The sequence below is a fragment of the Curtobacterium citreum genome, from assembly GCF_006715175.1.
In the GTDB taxonomy this organism is placed as follows: Bacteria; Actinomycetota; Actinomycetes; order Actinomycetales; family Microbacteriaceae; genus Curtobacterium; species Curtobacterium citreum.
Genome location: NZ_VFMQ01000001.1, coordinates 2,419,584 through 2,433,634 on the forward strand (window position 1 = coordinate 2,419,584; position 14,051 = coordinate 2,433,634).

A 14,051-nucleotide genomic window follows, 5' to 3' on the forward strand; every position below is an offset into this window, starting at 1 on the left:
GTCTCCCTAGGAATCGGTGTCGACCACGTCGACCCGCACCCGCTTGCCGTCGGCGAGAGCCGAGACGAGGGTGCGGAGCGCCTTCGCGGTCCGTCCGGCGCGACCGATCACGCGGCCGAGGTCCTCGGGGTGCACACGCACCTCGAGGACCTCGCCCCGCGCGGAGGTGGAACTGGCGACGCGCACGTCGTCCGGGTGATCGACGATCCCCTTGACGAGGTGCGTCAGCGCGGATTCGAGCAAGGAATCAGGCCTCGGTCGTCTCGGCGTCGTCCGACGCGTCGGCAGCAGGGGCCTCGGGGGCCTTCTTCTCCGACTTCGGCTTGAGGACCGGCTTCTTGGCCGAGTCGGCCACGAAGGCCTGCTTCGGCTCGGCGACCTTGACGACGGACTCGGTGTTGCCCTCGCCCTTGAACTTGCCCCAGTCGCCCGTGAGCTTGAGGAGCGCCGCGACCTGCTCGGTCGGCTGCGCGCCGACGCCGAGCCAGTACTGGGCACGGTCCGAGTTGATCTCGATGACCGAGGGCTCCTCGGTGGGGTGGTACTTGCCGATCTCCTCGATCACGCGACCGTCGCGCTTGGTGCGCGAGTCGGCGACGACGACACGGTAGTACGGCGCACGGATCTTACCGAGACGCTTGAGACGGATCTTGACAGCCACAATTGCTCCTGTTGCGTGTTGTTGTGGTTGAACCGGAACCGCGGGCGTGGGGGCACGCGCGGTGGAAGCTCGAAGGGAGTCGCGCACTGCTGGATAGAGGGTCGAGCAGACGCGATTCGACCGTTCATTCTTGCAGATCTCCGGCTGAGAAGCGAGCCGAGACGCGCCGGAGATCGTCACGGTGCGAGTCGGCGGACCGCCTCCAGCGCCTCGCTCGTCGCCCGGACGGCGTCCACACCGCGCGCGTCCCGGGCGCCGCCCACCACCGCGAACGGCACACCGGCGGCGCGGAGGCGCGGCACCAGTCCGTCGGCGGCGGTCGCCGCTGCGGCCGGGCTCGGTTCCTGCCCGGCGCACACCACCACGTGGTCGGCCGGCACGGCGCGCTCCTGTCCGTCCTCGTCGCGGATCCAGAGCCGCCCCGGCTCGATGCGGAGGTACTCCTGCACCCCGCCGACCATCCGGACGCCGGCGTCCCGCAGCCGTCCGACCGCCACCCACCGGGACGTGATGCCCACCCCCTGCCCGAACTTCCCGGACCGCCGCAGCACCGTGACGTCCGACCCCGGCCGGAGCACCCGTTCGGCGGCCGGCTCGCGCTGCGGCACGTCGCCGAGGACCTCGTCGGACACCGCGACGTCCCACCACTCGCCGAACTCCCGTGCCCGGACGACCTCGTCGGGCGACTCGACCAGGAACGCCGCCGTGTCCACCCCGATGCCGCCGCCCCCGACGAGCGCGACGGTCCCGGCCGGGACACCGTGCCGGAGCGCGTGCTCGTAGCTCACGACGTGCGGCAGGTCGGCCCCGGGGACGTCGAGGGTGCGCGGGACCACCCCGACCGCCACCACGACGGCGTCGCTGCCGAGCAGGTCCGCCACGTCCGCGGGGTGTCCGGTGCGGACCACGGCGCCCCGTTCCTCGAGCTCGGCGCGGGCGGCCCGGACCGTCGCGGCGTAGTCCTCCTTGCCCGGGACGAGCGCCGCGAGGTCGAACTGGCCGCCGAGCCGGTCGTCGGCCTCCCACACCGTGACGCGGTGCCCCCGCCGCGCGGCGTCCACGGCCGCGGCGAGGCCGGCCGGACCGCCGCCGACGACGTCGACCCGCTTCGGTCCGTCCGTCGGGCGGGACGGGAACGCGAGCTCACGGCCCGCGCGCGGGTTCACCAGGCACGAGACCGGCGCACCGACGATCGACCGGTCCAGGCACGCCTGGTTGCAGCCGATGCACGTGTTCACGAGGTCGAAGCGACCGGCAAGGGACCGGTCGACGAGCGCGGGGTCGGCGAGGAACGGCCGCGCGAGGGCGACCGCGTCGAGCAGGCCGTCGGCGAGGACCGCCTCGCCGTCGCGCAGGTCGGTCATCCGGTTCGAGGCGATGACCCGCACGTCGGGGAACGCGGACGCCCGGACGACCCGGGCGATGCGTTCGGCGTACGCGAGCCACGCACCGTGCGGCACCGCGGCCTGCACGGTGGGCGTCCGGGACTCGTGCCAGCCGATGCCGACCGAGATCCCGTCGAGCCCGAGGGGCAGCAGGTCGTGCACGAGCGCGTCCACCTCGGCGTCGGTCGTCGACCCCGGCATCAGGTCGGCCCCGGAGAGCCGGATCGTCACGGCCAGGTCGGGCACCGCGGCGCGCACCGCACGGACGACCTCGACCGCGAACCGCCGGCGCTTCTCCGGCGTCCCGCCCCACGCGTCGTCGCGCAGGTTCGTGAGCGGTGACTGGAACTGGTTGATCAAGTACCCCTCGGACGCCATGATCTCGACACCGTCGAACCCGATCGCCCGCGCCGACCGGGCCGCCGCGGCGAAGTCCTCGACGGTCCGCTCGACCTCGGCCGCCGTCAGTTCCTCGGGCACGACCCCGCGTGCGGCCGCCCACGGCAGTGCCGACGGTGCCACCGCGCGCTGCTGCCGCCCGTGCCGGTCGAGCACGCCCTGCACCAGGGCGTAGCGCCCCGCGTGGAAGAGCTGGGCGAGGATCGTCCCACCCTCGTCGTGCACGGCGGCGACGGCCACCCGGAAGCGCTCGTCCGCTCCCCCGGCGCCGAACACCGCGAAGTCCGGGCCACCACGGGCCTCGTCGCTCACCGCGATGCCGCCGGTCACGATGCACGCGGCACCGCCCGCCGCCCGCTCCCGGTAGAACGCGGCCATCGCGGCGCCGCCGTCGTCCAGCACCTCGAGCCCGGTGTGCATCGACCCCATGAGCACGCGGTTCGACAGGCGCAGCGACCCCAGGGTCCACGGCGAGGAGACGACGGCGAGCTCGGGCACGGCAACGTTGCGCATGCCACCACTCTGCCGGACGCCGCGCCGGGCGCCGCGTTCCTTGTGCCGACCCTCCAACACCACGGGCAGGATGGCCGCATGGACATCCGCTTCACCGAGTCCCGCCCGTCGACCATCGGCGTCGAGTGGGAACTCCCGCTGGTCGACCGGGACACCGGCGACCTCGCACCCCGCGCCCCCGCCGTCATCGCCGCCGTGCAGGAGCGTCTCGGGGACCACGACCGGGTGACGGAGGAGCTCCTCACGAACACGGTCGAGGTCGTCACGGGTGTCCACGAGACCGTCGGCGGTGCCACGTCCGAGCTCTCCGGGATCATCGGCGAGGTCATCGACGCGGCCGAACCCCTCGACGCCCAGGTGATGTGCTCCGGCACGCATCCCTTCGCGGTGTGGGACCAGCAGGAGATCACCGCCGACAGCGAGCACTACACGACGCTCATCGACCGGACGCGCTGGTGGGGCCGGCAGATGCTCATCTGGGGTGTCCACGTGCACGTCGGCATCGACGACCGCGACAAGGCCGTGCCGATCATGAACGCGATGCTCGCGTACGTCCCGCACCTGCAGGCGTTCACCGCGTCGAGCCCGTTCTGGGCCGGCACCGACACGGGCTACGCGTCGAACCGCGCGCTCATGTTCCAGCAGCTCCCGACCGGCGGCCTCCCACCCTCGATCGGCGCGTGGTCCGGCTTCGAGACCGTCGTCGACGACCTGACGAAGACCGGCGTGATCGACGGGTTCAAGGACCTCCGCTGGGACATCCGGCCCTCGCCGGGCTGGGGCACGCTCGAGAACCGCGTGTCCGACGGCGTCTCCACCCTGCACGAGGTCGGCGCGGTCACCGCGTTCGTGCAGTGCCTGGTCACCGCACTGTCCGACCGGCTCGACCGCGGCGAGACGCTGCCGTCGATGCAGCCCTGGTTCATCCGCGAGAACAAGTGGCGCGCGGCCCGCTACGGCATGGAGGCCGAGATCATCACGAACGCGGCCGGCGACGAGCGCCTGGTCACCGACGAGGTACACGACCTGGTCGAGCGGCTCGACCCGATCGCGGAGCGGCTCGGCTGCCAGCAGGAGCTGCACCACCTCGACACGATGATCGCGGACGGCGCCTCGTACCAGCGGCAGCTCCGGGTCGCGCAGGAGCACGGCGGCGACCTCCGCGCCGTCGTCCGCCACCTGGTCACCGAACTGCGCGACTCGCTCTAGACGCGACCCGCAGACGGACAGGAGGCCCGTGGCGATCCCGCCACGGGCCTCCTGTCCGTCATCCGGTCGCGACTAGCGACCGAGGAACTTCTGCAGGCTCGCCATCTCCTCCTCGGTGGGAGCCTTGGGGTTCTTCGACCCGCCGAACCCGAAGCCCGAGCCGCTCGGCGTCTGCTGCTGCGGCTGCGCCGCGGCACCCGACGCCAGCGCCGCGCGCTTGGCGGGGTTGCCGACCTTCTTCTTCTTGGCGCCGCCCTGCTGCTGCTTCTTCTTGCCGCCGTGCATGCCCGGGATCGGACCCATGCCCGGCATCTGCGGCACACCGCCGCGCGCGACGGTCTTCATCATCTTCGCCGCCTGCTCGAAGCGGTTCACGAGGGCGTTGACCTCGGTGACCGTCGTGCCGGAGCCCTTGGCGATGCGGAGCCGCCGCGAGCCGTTGAGGAGCTTCGGGAGCTGACGCTCCTGCTTCGTCATCGACTGGATGATCGCCTCGGTCCGGACGATCTCGCGCTCGTCGAAGTTGTCGAGCGCCTCGCGCATGCCCTTGGCGCCGGGGAGCATCCCGAGCATGCCCTTGATCGAGCCGGCCTTGCGGAGCTGCTGCATCTGCCCGAGGAAGTCGTCGAGTGTGAACGAGTCGCTCGCGATCTTCTCGGCGACCTTGCGCGCCTCGTCCTCGTCGAACGCCTGCTGCGCCTGCTCGATGAGGGACAGGATGTCGCCGAGGTCGAGGATGCGGCTCGCCATGCGGTCCGGGTGGAACGGCTCGAAGTCGTCGAGCGACTCGCCGGTCGACGCGAACATGATCGGGCGGCCGGTGACGCTGGCGACCGACAGGGCCGCACCACCGCGGGCGTCGCCGTCGAGCTTCGACAGGACGACACCGGTGAAGTCGACGCCCTCCTGGAAGGCGCGCGCGGTGTTCACGGCGTCCTGACCGATCATCGCGTCGATGACGAACAGGACCTCGTCCGGGTCGACCGCCTTGCGGATGTTCGCGGCCTGCTTCATGAGCTCCGCGTCGACGCCGAGACGACCGGCGGTGTCCACGATGACGGTGTCGTACTGCTGGTCGACGGCGGCCTTGATCGCGTTCTTCGCGACCTTCACCGGGTCGCCGACACCGTTGCCGGGCTCCGGGGCGAAGACGTGCACGCCGGCCTGCTCGCCGACGACCTGCAGCTGCTGCACGGCGTTCGGACGCTGGAGGTCCGCCGCGACGAGCATCGGCGTGTGGCCGTCCTTCTTGAGCCACTTGCCGAGCTTGCCCGCGAGGGTCGTCTTGCCGGCGCCCTGCAGGCCCGCGAGCATGATGACCGTCGGCGGCCGCTTGGCGAACTCGAGCCGACGCTGCTGTCCGCCGAGGATGCCGACGAGCTCCTCGTTGACGATCTGGACGACCTGCTGCGCCGGGTTGAGGGCCTTGTTGACCTCGTCCGAGAGCGCGCGCTCGCGGATGGATGCGGTGAAGGACTTGACGACCTCGAGCGCGACGTCCGCGTCGAGCAGGGCCCGGCGGATCTCGCGGACGGTGCCGTCGACGTCGGACGGGGACAGACGACCCTTGGTCCGCAGGTTGCGGAAGGTCTCGGTCAGCCGATCGGAGAGTGAGCCGAATTGCGCCATGATCCGTCGATTCTACAGGCCGCACCGCCGGGCCCCCGGACCGCGGACGATGTCCGTCCACTGCACTCCCGCACAGGTTGTTGGACGCAGTCCAGGAACTGCCGTAGCGTGCTCCCCGTGGAGGAACTCGAGATCATCCGGTGGCCCGGACTCCTCGACTACGAGGAAGGCGTCGCCCTGCAGCGCGCGTACCACGCCGACGTCGTCGCGGGCCGTTCGCCCGGGGTCGTCGTGCTGTGCGAGCACCCGTCGGTGTACACCGCCGGTCGCCGGACCGAGCCGTCCGACCTGCCGACGGACGGCTCCCACGTGGTCGAGGTCGACCGGGGCGGGCGCATCACGTGGCACGGTCCCGGGCAGCTCGTGGCCTACCCGATCGTCCGACTGCCCGCACCGCTCGACGTCGTCGCGTGGGTGCGGGACCTCGAGCAGGTGGTGCTCGACACCGCGGCGTCCGTCGGGCTCAGCGCGCAGCGGGTCCCCGGGCGCAGCGGCGTGTGGCTGCCACGACCGGGCGAGGACGGACCCGGCGCCGGGTCCGACGGCGCCGGCGACGACCGGCACGGCCGCACCCTCGACAAGGTCGGCGCGATCGGCCTGCACGTCGCCGAGGGCGTCTCGAGCCACGGCATCGCGGTGAACTGCGACAACGACCTGACCCCGTACGCCGCGATCGTCCCGTGCGGCATCGCCGACGCCGGGGTCACGACCCTGAGCCGCGCGACCGGACGGCACGTCACCGTCGACGAGGTCGCCGCCGCGGTCGGGCACCGCATCGAACAGGCCGTCGCGGGCATGCACGCCGGCGCCCGGATCAGCTCGGCCGGTCACGCCGGTCCCACCAGCACGCGACAGGAGGTCGCCGCATGACCCTCGCCCCCGAAGGCCGCCGGATGCTCCGCGTCGAGGCCCGCAACGCCGAGACGCCCATCGAGGTCAAGCCCGCCTGGATCAAGACGCGGGCGGTGCAGGGCCCCGAGTTCCGCGAGCTGTCCGGCCTGGTCCGCGACAAGCAGCTGCACACCGTCTGCCAGGAGGCCGGCTGCCCGAACATCTTCGAGTGCTGGGAGGACCGCGAGGCCACCTTCCTGATCGGCGGCTCGCAGTGCACGCGGCGCTGCGACTTCTGCCAGATCGACACCGGTCGACCGGAGCCCCTCGACCGCGACGAGCCCCGACGGGTCGCGGACTCGGTCGCCGAGATGGGCCTGAAGTACGCCACGGTGACGGGTGTCGCCCGCGACGACCTCGACGACGGCGGCGCGTGGCTCTACGCCGAGACCATCCGCGCGATCCACGAGCACTCCCCCGGTACCGGCGTCGAGATCCTCGTCCCCGACTTCAACGGACGCCCCGACCAGCTCGGTCAGGTGTTCGACGCCCGCCCCGAGGTCTTCGCGCACAACGTCGAGACCGTGCCGCGGATCTTCAAGCGCATCCGGCCGGCGTTCCGCTTCGACCGGTCACTCGACGTCATCACGCAGGGTCGCGACGCGGGACTCGTGACGAAGTCGAACCTGATCCTCGGGATGGGCGAGGAGCGCGCCGAGGTCGAGGACGCCCTGCAGCAGCTCCACGACGCGGGAACCGACATCATCACCCTCACCCAGTACCTCCGACCGTCGCCCCGGCACCTGCCGGTCGCGCGGTGGGTGAAGCCGGAGGAGTTCGTCGAACTCCGCGAGGTCGCCGAGCGGATCGGGTTCGCCGGCGTCCTCGCGGGCCCCCTGGTGCGGTCGTCCTACCGCGCCGGGCGACTGTGGGCCCGTGCGACGGTGGCACGGGGCGGCACGGTGCCGCCGCACCTGTCCCACCTGCTCGACGCGACGCCCGGGCGCCAAGCCGTCTGACGTCCGCCGACGCGACCGGGAGACGGGCGGGCGCGCCCCGCTCAGCGGCAACGCGGAGCGTTGCGCGGGGCGCGCCGACCGAGCCTGCGAGGGAGGACGGTGCCAGCTGGCACCGCGCCTCCCGTCCGTCCTGTGGTCACGTCGGGACGTGCCCGGTCGTCGCTACGCGCGGCCGCGGATGCTCCGCAGCAGCCAGCCGATGACGGCCAGCAGGACGATGACGATGCCGACCCACAGCAGGAACTTCAGGGCACCGACGAAGATGCCGCTGAAGAGCAGGACGAGGCCGACGATGATCGCGATGATCAGCAGAGCGGGCATGGGGTGTCTCCTAGTTCTGGCGGGCAGTACGGCGGAGACGGTACCCGGATCTAGCCCACCAGGTTCTGCACGAAGACGTGGGGGGTGAAGCCGGTCAGGTCGTTGATGCCCTCGCCCTGACCGATGAGCTTGATCGGGATCCCGGTCTTCTCCTGCACGCTGAGCACGAACCCGGCCTTCGCGGAGCCGTCGAGCTTCGTGATGACGAGCCCGGTGACCCCGGCGCCCTCGATGAACGCCTGCGCCTGGGCCAGGCCGTTCTGCCCGGTCGTGGCGTCGAGGACGAGCAGCACCTCGGCGATCTCGGTCTGCTTCTCGACCACGCGCTTGATCTTCGAGAGCTCGTCCATCAGCCCGGCCTTGGTGTGCAGTCGGCCGGCGGTGTCGATGACGACGATCTCGGTGCCGTCGTGGATGGCCTTCTCGACCGTCTGGTACGCGACCGAAGCCGGGTCCTGACCGGGCTGCGCCGGGCGCACGACGTCCACGCCGGCGCGCTGGGCCCACGTGGCGACCTGCTCGACGGCGGCCGCGCGGAACGTGTCCGCCGCGCCGACGAGCACGGTGCGGTCGTACGTCTTGAGGAACTTCGCGAACTTGCCGATGGTCGTCGTCTTGCCGACGCCGTTCACGCCGACGACCAGCACGACGGCTGGACGGGCGCTGAGCTTGAGCGTCGTGTCGAGCTTCGACAGGCGCTCCTCGAGCACCTCGCGGAGCATGCGCTGCAGGTCCGCCGGGTCGGTCGTGCCGTACCGGTCGACGCGCGCGTGCAGGTCCTCGATGACCTCGTCCGCGATGTCGGGGCCGAAATCCGCACCGATCAACGCGGTCTCGAGGTCGTCCCACGTGGTCTCGTCGATGGTCTTCCGCTGGAACAGGCCGCGGAGACGGGAGGACAGGGACCAGGAACTCGCCATGTTCCCAGCTTAGAGCGCGTCGAGTGCGGGCTGTGCCGGATAGGCTCAGGTCCTGAAGGGGAGTACTCCCTCGCGGCGCACCCGTCAGTACGGTCTGGGACGATCCAGGCCCGGGACGCCGGTCGTGACGACACGGTCGACACGGTGGAGGAGACCTTCAGGCATCGGCGTACCCGCACGGCGGGACGCCCCGAACCTGAAGGACATCCATGGACGTTCCTCTCTACGTCTGGCTCATCACCATCGCGGGCATCCTCGCGCTGCTGGTGTTCGACTTCTACTCGCACGTGCGCACGCCGCACGTGCCGCACATCAAGGAATCCGCGTTCTGGTCGGCGTTCTACGTCGGGCTCGCGATCCTGTTCGGTGTCGGCATCCTCGTCTTCGGCGGCGGACAGGCCGGCGGCGAGTACTTCGCCGGGTGGTTGACCGAGAAGGCGCTGTCGGTCGACAACCTGTTCGTCTTCCTCATCATCATGACGAGCTTCGCGGTGCCGAAGGAGTTCCAGCAGAAGGTCCTGCTGGTCGGTGTCGCGATCGCCCTCGTCGCGCGCGGTGTGTTCATCGCCCTGGGCGTCACGATCATCGAGAACTTCTCGTGGGTGTTCTACCTGTTCGGCGCGCTGCTGTTCTGGCTCGCGTGGTCGCAGGCCCGCAGCAGTGGTGAGCACGACGCGTCCGAGGGCGACTCCCGCCTCATCCGGATCCTCCGCCGCATCATCCCGACTTCGAAGGACTACGACGGCGACAAGCTGACCACCCGGGTCGACGGCAAGCGGCTGTTCACCCCGATGCTGCTCGTCATGGTCGCCATCGGTCTGACCGACGTGCTGTTCGCCCTCGACTCGATCCCGGCGATCTTCGGTCTGACGCAGGACGCGTTCATCGTGTTCACCGCGAACGCGTTCTCGCTCCTCGGTCTCCGCCAGCTCTACTTCCTCATCGCGGGGCTGCTCGAGCGGCTCATCTACCTCGGCCAGGGTCTCGCCGTCATCCTCGCGTTCATCGGCGTGAAGCTCGTCTTCCACGCGATGCACGTCAACGAGGTGCCGTTCATCAACGGTGGGCAGCCGATCCTCTGGGCGCCGGAGATCCCGATCTGGTTCTCGTTGGGCTTCATCGCGCTGACGATCGCCGTCGCGACGGTCGCCTCGCTGGTCGTCTCGAAGAAGCGCCAGGAGCGCGGGCTCACCCCGACCGGCCAGCCGAAGACCGCGGTCGAGGCCGACGCGAAGTAGTCGCGGGACGGTTCCGGACAGGAGGCGCGGTGCCAGCTGGCACCGTGCCTCCCGTCCGTTCGTGGGTCGCGACCGGGCGACTTCACGCGCCCAGCGACACTTCACGGCGCGCCGAGCGCGTGGACTGTCGCTCAGCGCGTGAGCTCGTGCCCGCGCTACGCGACCGCGTCCGCGGGCTCCGGCTCGCGGCGCTGCACGCGCTGCCCGACCACGGCCGAGACCCCGTCCTGCCGCATCGACACCCCGTACAGCGCGTCCGCGATCTCCATCGTGCGCTTCTGGTGCGTGATGACGATGAGCTGCGAGGACTCGCGGAGCCGCTCGAACACCGTGAGCAGACGCCCGAGGTTCGCGTCGTCGAGCGCCGCCTCGACCTCGTCCATGATGTAGAACGGCGACGGCCGCGCGGTGAAGATCGCCACGAGGAGCGCCACGGCCGCGAGGGACCGCTCCCCGCCGGACAGCAGCGTCAGGCGGTCGATCTTCTTGCCGGCGGGCTTCACCTGCACGTCGATGCCGGTGGCGAGCAGGTCGTCGGGGTTCGTCAGCGTGATCGACCCGGAGCCGCCCGGGAACAGGATCGGGAAGATCACGTCGAACGCCTCGCGGGTGTCGTGGAACGCCGCCTCGAAGATGGTCTGCATCTTCGTGTCGAGCTCCTCGATGATCGTGAGGAGGTCCGTCCGGGTCTTCTGCAGGTCCTCGAGCTGCTCCGCGAGGAACGCGTGCCGCTGCTCGAGCGCCTGGAATTCTTCGAGGGCGAGCGGGTTCACCTTGCCGAGCCGCCCGAGGTCGCGCTCGGCCGCCGCGAGTCGTGCCTCTTGTTCGGCGCGGACGTAGGGCACGGTCTCGACCGAGGCGGGGTCGACCTCGTCGGTGGCGTCGAACTCGGGCAGCGCCGCACCGCCGGGCAGCGTGGACCCGGCGTCGACGAGCTCGACCACGTCGTCGGCATCCAGGTCCTCGGCCCCTGCGTCGACCGTGTCGACGCCCGCGGCGTCGGCGTCGGTGTCGGCGTCCCGCTCCGCCGCCGCGCGCGCCCGCTCCGCCTCGCGGTGCCGCCGCGCCAGGACCCGCGGGTCGACCAGGACGTCCACCGGCACCGGCACGTGCGGCCCGTACTCCGTGACGAGCACCCCCTCGGGCAGCCCGAGCTCGCTCTGCGCCCGGTCGAGCAGCCCCGACACGTGCAGCTTCTTCTCGTAGATCTCCATCTCGAGGGAGTGCACCCCGTCGGTGATGGTCTGCAGACGGTCCCGGAGCTCGCGCTCCTCGTTCCGGACGACCTGGAGCTCGGTGTTGCGCTTCGTCCGCTCGGCCTCCTCGGTGGCCAGACGCACGCGGGCCTCGGCGAGCGACCGGTCCACGGCGCCGAGCAGCCCCGGCAGGTCCGCGAGCACGCTCTCGGCCACCGCGATCTGCCCCCGCCGCACGACGGCGAGTCGGGCTGCTTCCTCGGCAGCCGCGCGCTCCGCCTCGAGCTGCCGCTGGAGCCCCGCGGCCCGGTTCCGCTCGGACCGCGCGCGTTCGCGCACCGTCTCGACCTGGATGCGGTGCTCGATCTCGGCGGCCCTGGCCGCCTCGACGGCCTCCTGCAGCGCTGGACGCCCGGACGCGTCGACGACCGGCCGGGGCTGCTCGGCGAACGCGTGCTGGTCCTGTTCGGCGGCCGCGAGCGCGGCCTCGGCCGCCTCGCCGGCCCCGTCGGTCTCGGCGAGGGCGGCACGCAGCCGCTCGACCTCGGCCACGGCGTTCTCGGCCTTCGCGCGCGTCGACGCACTCGACCGGTCGTAGTCGGCCTTCGCCGCGGTGTGCGCGCGGAGTACGCGGTCGGCCTCGTCGGTCCGGCGGCGCGCGTCCTCGACGGCGTTCCGTGCTGCCTGGAGGCCCGTGGCCGCGTCCTCGGCGTCCGTCGCGACCGCGGCGCGGCGGGCCCGGGCGGCGTCGCGTTCCGCGACGAGCTCGATGCGGGAGACGGCGCGCTCCCCGCCGCCGGTGACGCGGACCGCGCGGACCAGGTCACCCGACCCCGTGACCACCGTGGCGTGCGGGGCGGCGGCGAGCACCGCCTCCAGGTCGACGGTGTCGTCCACCGCGACCAGCGTGGTCCGGAGGAGCGCGGTCAGGGCGGGCGGGCCCTGGACGACGTCCAGGGCGGGTCGGACGCCGGCCGGCAGCGTCGTCGGCAGCCCGGGGCCGTCGTCGACGGCGTCGGCGACCACCACGTCGACGCGCCCGAGGTCCTCTGCGCGTGCGTGCGCGACGGTGTCGAGCGCGGCGGCGCGGTCCGCGGTGAGCACGGCGTCGGCGAGCCCGTCGAGGGCCGCGGCGACCGGCGCCTCGAAGCCGGCGGTGACGGTGAGCGCGTCGGCCAGGCGACCGAGCACGCCGTCCCGTGCCGCGTCGATGACCGCCTGGGAGCCGTCGCGCACGTCGATGGACATGCCGAGCGCGGCGACGCGCGCGTCGAGGGCGTCCCGTTCGCGCTCCAGGGCGTGCAGCCGGTCGCGCTGCGCGTCCCGCTCGGTCTGGGCCGCCTCGAGGTCGTGCCGGGCGGTCTCGTGCGCGGTCGTCAGCGCGGACTCGTCGACGCCCTCAGCGGGGTCGACGCCGACCTCGGCCAGCGCCGCGGCCGCGCGCTCCGCACGGTCCTCGGCCTCGGCGAGGGCGCGCGCCCGTCGCTCCCGGTCGGCGACGGCCGATCCGCGGCGCGACCGCGCGACGTCGACGGCACCGGCGAGCCGCTGGGCCTCGAGGTCGTGCTGCGCGACGAGGGCGGCCTGCGCGGCGATCTGCTCGTCGAGGGCGTCGAGCCGGGCGCGGGCCTCGGCGACCGCACGGGCGGTGTCGGCGGTGCCCGCGGTCATCGCGGCGGCACGGGCCTCGAGCCGCTCGGCCTCGTCGCGGACGCCCTGCACCCGCTCCGGGGTGATCGTCGGGCCCTGCTGCGGCGCGTCGGCCTGCTGCGCGAGGAACATCAGCCGCTGGTTCGCCAGGCTGGACAGGCCGCGCAGCCGCTCCTGGACGCTCTCCAGCCGGTGCACGACCGTCCGGGCGCGGTCGACGTCGTCGCCGACAATGCTCTGCTCGACCTGCTGCTGCCGGGCCCTGGTCTGCTCCAGGCGCTCCTGCAGCACGATGCGCTCGGACTTCCGGCCGGCCTCGACCTCCTGGTGGTCGTGCAGCTCGCGGCGGAGCCGGACCACGTCGTCGGCGAGGATGCGGGCCTTGGCGTCCCGGGCCACCGCGGCGACGGACTGCGCGCGCCGGGCGACCTCGGCCTGGCGCCCGAGGGGCTTCAGCTGCCGACGGATCTCGCCGGCGAGGTCGGACAGGCGCGTCAGGTTCGTCTGCATCGCGTCGAGCTTGCGGAGGGTCTTCTCCTTGCGGCGGCGGTGCTTGAGGATCCCGGCGGCCTCCTCGATGAAGCCGCGGCGGTCCTCCGGGGTGGCGTGCAGGACCTTGTCCAGCTGGCCCTGCCCGACGATGACGTGCATCTCGCGGCCGAGTCCGGTGTCGCTCAGGAGCTCCTGGACGTCGAGCAGGCGGCAGTTCTCGCCGTTGATCGCGTACTCGCTGCCGCCGTTCCGGAAGAGCGTGCGCGAGATCGTCACCTCGGAGTAGTCGATCGGCAGCAGACCGTCGGTGTTGTCGATCGTCAGGAGCACCTGCGCCCGGCCGAGCGGGCCGCGGGTCGAGGTCCCGGCGAAGATGACGTCCTCCATCTTGCCGCCGCGCAGGGTCTTCGCGCCCTGCTCCCCCATCACCCACGCGAGGGCGTCGACGACGTTCGACTTGCCCGATCCGTTCGGTCCGACGATGCAGGTCACCCCGGGCTCGAACGCGAACGTCGTCGGCTGCGCGAAGGACTTGAACCCCTTGATGGTCAGGCTCTTCAAGTACATGCGGTCTCCGGGCGGTCTGCT

The 14,051-nt window shown here is 72.0% G+C and carries 11 protein-coding genes; 4 read left to right on the top strand and 7 right to left on the bottom strand.

Annotation, left to right across the window (positions count from 1 at the left end; translation table 11 throughout):
* Window positions 1-6 precede the first annotated feature (6 nt).
* The 3 genes from FB462_RS11445 to FB462_RS11455 all read right to left on the bottom strand — a co-directional run bounded on the left by FB462_RS11445 (window position 7) and on the right by FB462_RS11455 (window position 2,958).
* Window positions 7-243, bottom strand: a complete 237-nt coding sequence (locus FB462_RS11445) for an RNA-binding protein (RefSeq protein ID WP_022902329.1) — start codon at window positions 241-243, stop codon at window positions 7-9.
* Window positions 244-247: 4 nt separating this feature from the next.
* Window positions 248-661, bottom strand: a complete 414-nt coding sequence (gene rpsP / locus FB462_RS11450; protein WP_058742027.1) for a 30S ribosomal protein S16 — start codon at window positions 659-661, stop codon at window positions 248-250.
* A gap of 176 nt (window positions 662-837) precedes the next feature.
* Entirely contained in the window at window positions 838-2,958 is a 2,121-nt protein-coding gene (locus tag FB462_RS11455; RefSeq protein WP_141861993.1) for an FAD-dependent oxidoreductase, read from the bottom strand.
* A gap of 78 nt (window positions 2,959-3,036) precedes the next feature.
* Here FB462_RS11455 and FB462_RS11460 point away from each other — a divergent pair, with 78 nt between their 5' ends.
* Window positions 3,037-4,167, top strand: coding sequence for a glutamate--cysteine ligase (locus FB462_RS11460; RefSeq protein WP_141861995.1), 1,131 nt, complete (start codon window positions 3,037-3,039; stop codon window positions 4,165-4,167).
* Window positions 4,168-4,239: 72 nt separating this feature from the next.
* Here FB462_RS11460 and ffh read toward each other — a convergent pair whose 3' ends face one another.
* Entirely contained in the window at window positions 4,240-5,796 is a 1,557-nt protein-coding gene (ffh, locus tag FB462_RS11465; RefSeq protein ID WP_058742024.1) for a signal recognition particle protein, read from the bottom strand.
* A 117-nt stretch (window positions 5,797-5,913) separates the two neighbouring features.
* Here ffh and lipB point away from each other — a divergent pair, with 117 nt between their 5' ends.
* Both lipB and lipA read left to right on the top strand, forming a co-directional pair.
* On the top strand, window positions 5,914-6,666 hold the full coding sequence (gene lipB, locus FB462_RS11470; protein WP_141861997.1) for a lipoyl(octanoyl) transferase LipB: 753 nt from the start codon (window positions 5,914-5,916) through the stop codon (window positions 6,664-6,666).
* Entirely contained in the window at window positions 6,663-7,646 is a 984-nt protein-coding gene (gene lipA / locus FB462_RS11475; RefSeq protein ID WP_141861999.1) for a lipoyl synthase, read from the top strand. Before lipB ends, lipA begins: the two co-directional genes overlap by 4 nt.
* 162 nt (window positions 7,647-7,808) lie before the next feature.
* Here the strand turns inward: lipA and FB462_RS11480 are convergent, their stop codons facing one another.
* Together FB462_RS11480 and ftsY are read right to left on the bottom strand one after the other, a co-directional pair.
* Window positions 7,809-7,967, bottom strand: coding sequence for a DUF4175 domain-containing protein (locus tag FB462_RS11480; RefSeq protein WP_141862001.1), 159 nt, complete (start codon window positions 7,965-7,967; stop codon window positions 7,809-7,811).
* Window positions 7,968-8,017: 50 nt separating this feature from the next.
* Window positions 8,018-8,887, bottom strand: a complete 870-nt coding sequence (ftsY, locus tag FB462_RS11485) for a signal recognition particle-docking protein FtsY (protein WP_058742022.1) — start codon at window positions 8,885-8,887, stop codon at window positions 8,018-8,020.
* A 209-nt stretch (window positions 8,888-9,096) separates the two neighbouring features.
* Here ftsY and FB462_RS11490 point away from each other — a divergent pair, with 209 nt between their 5' ends.
* Entirely contained in the window at window positions 9,097-10,125 is a 1,029-nt protein-coding gene (locus FB462_RS11490; protein WP_141862003.1) for a TerC family protein, read from the top strand.
* A 155-nt stretch (window positions 10,126-10,280) separates the two neighbouring features.
* Here the strand turns inward: FB462_RS11490 and FB462_RS11495 are convergent, their stop codons facing one another.
* Window positions 10,281-14,030 carry a chromosome segregation SMC family protein gene (locus FB462_RS11495; protein ID WP_141862005.1) on the bottom strand — a complete coding sequence of 1,250 codons (3,750 nt, stop codon included), beginning with the start codon at window positions 14,028-14,030 and terminating at the stop codon, window positions 10,281-10,283.
* Window positions 14,031-14,051: the final 21 nt, after the last annotated feature.

Bases quoted from the DNA above. Each gene is read 5' to 3' on its own strand.
- FB462_RS11455 (WP_141861993.1), bottom strand. From the start codon at position 2,958: ATGCGCAACGTTGCCGTGCCCGAGCTCGCCGTCGTCTCCTCGCCGTGG.
- ftsY (WP_058742022.1), bottom strand. From the start codon at position 8,887: ATGGCGAGTTCCTGGTCCCTGTCCTCCCGTCTCCGCGGCCTGTTCCAG.
- FB462_RS11480 (WP_141862001.1), bottom strand. From the start codon at position 7,967: ATGCCCGCTCTGCTGATCATCGCGATCATCGTCGGCCTCGTCCTGCTC.
- FB462_RS11490 (WP_141862003.1), top strand. From the start codon at position 9,097: ATGGACGTTCCTCTCTACGTCTGGCTCATCACCATCGCGGGCATCCTC.
- FB462_RS11495 (WP_141862005.1), bottom strand. From the start codon at position 14,030: ATGTACTTGAAGAGCCTGACCATCAAGGGGTTCAAGTCCTTCGCGCAG.
- ffh (WP_058742024.1), bottom strand. From the start codon at position 5,796: ATGGCGCAATTCGGCTCACTCTCCGATCGGCTGACCGAGACCTTCCGC.
- FB462_RS11460 (WP_141861995.1), top strand. From the start codon at position 3,037: ATGGACATCCGCTTCACCGAGTCCCGCCCGTCGACCATCGGCGTCGAG.
- lipA (WP_141861999.1), top strand. From the start codon at position 6,663: ATGACCCTCGCCCCCGAAGGCCGCCGGATGCTCCGCGTCGAGGCCCGC.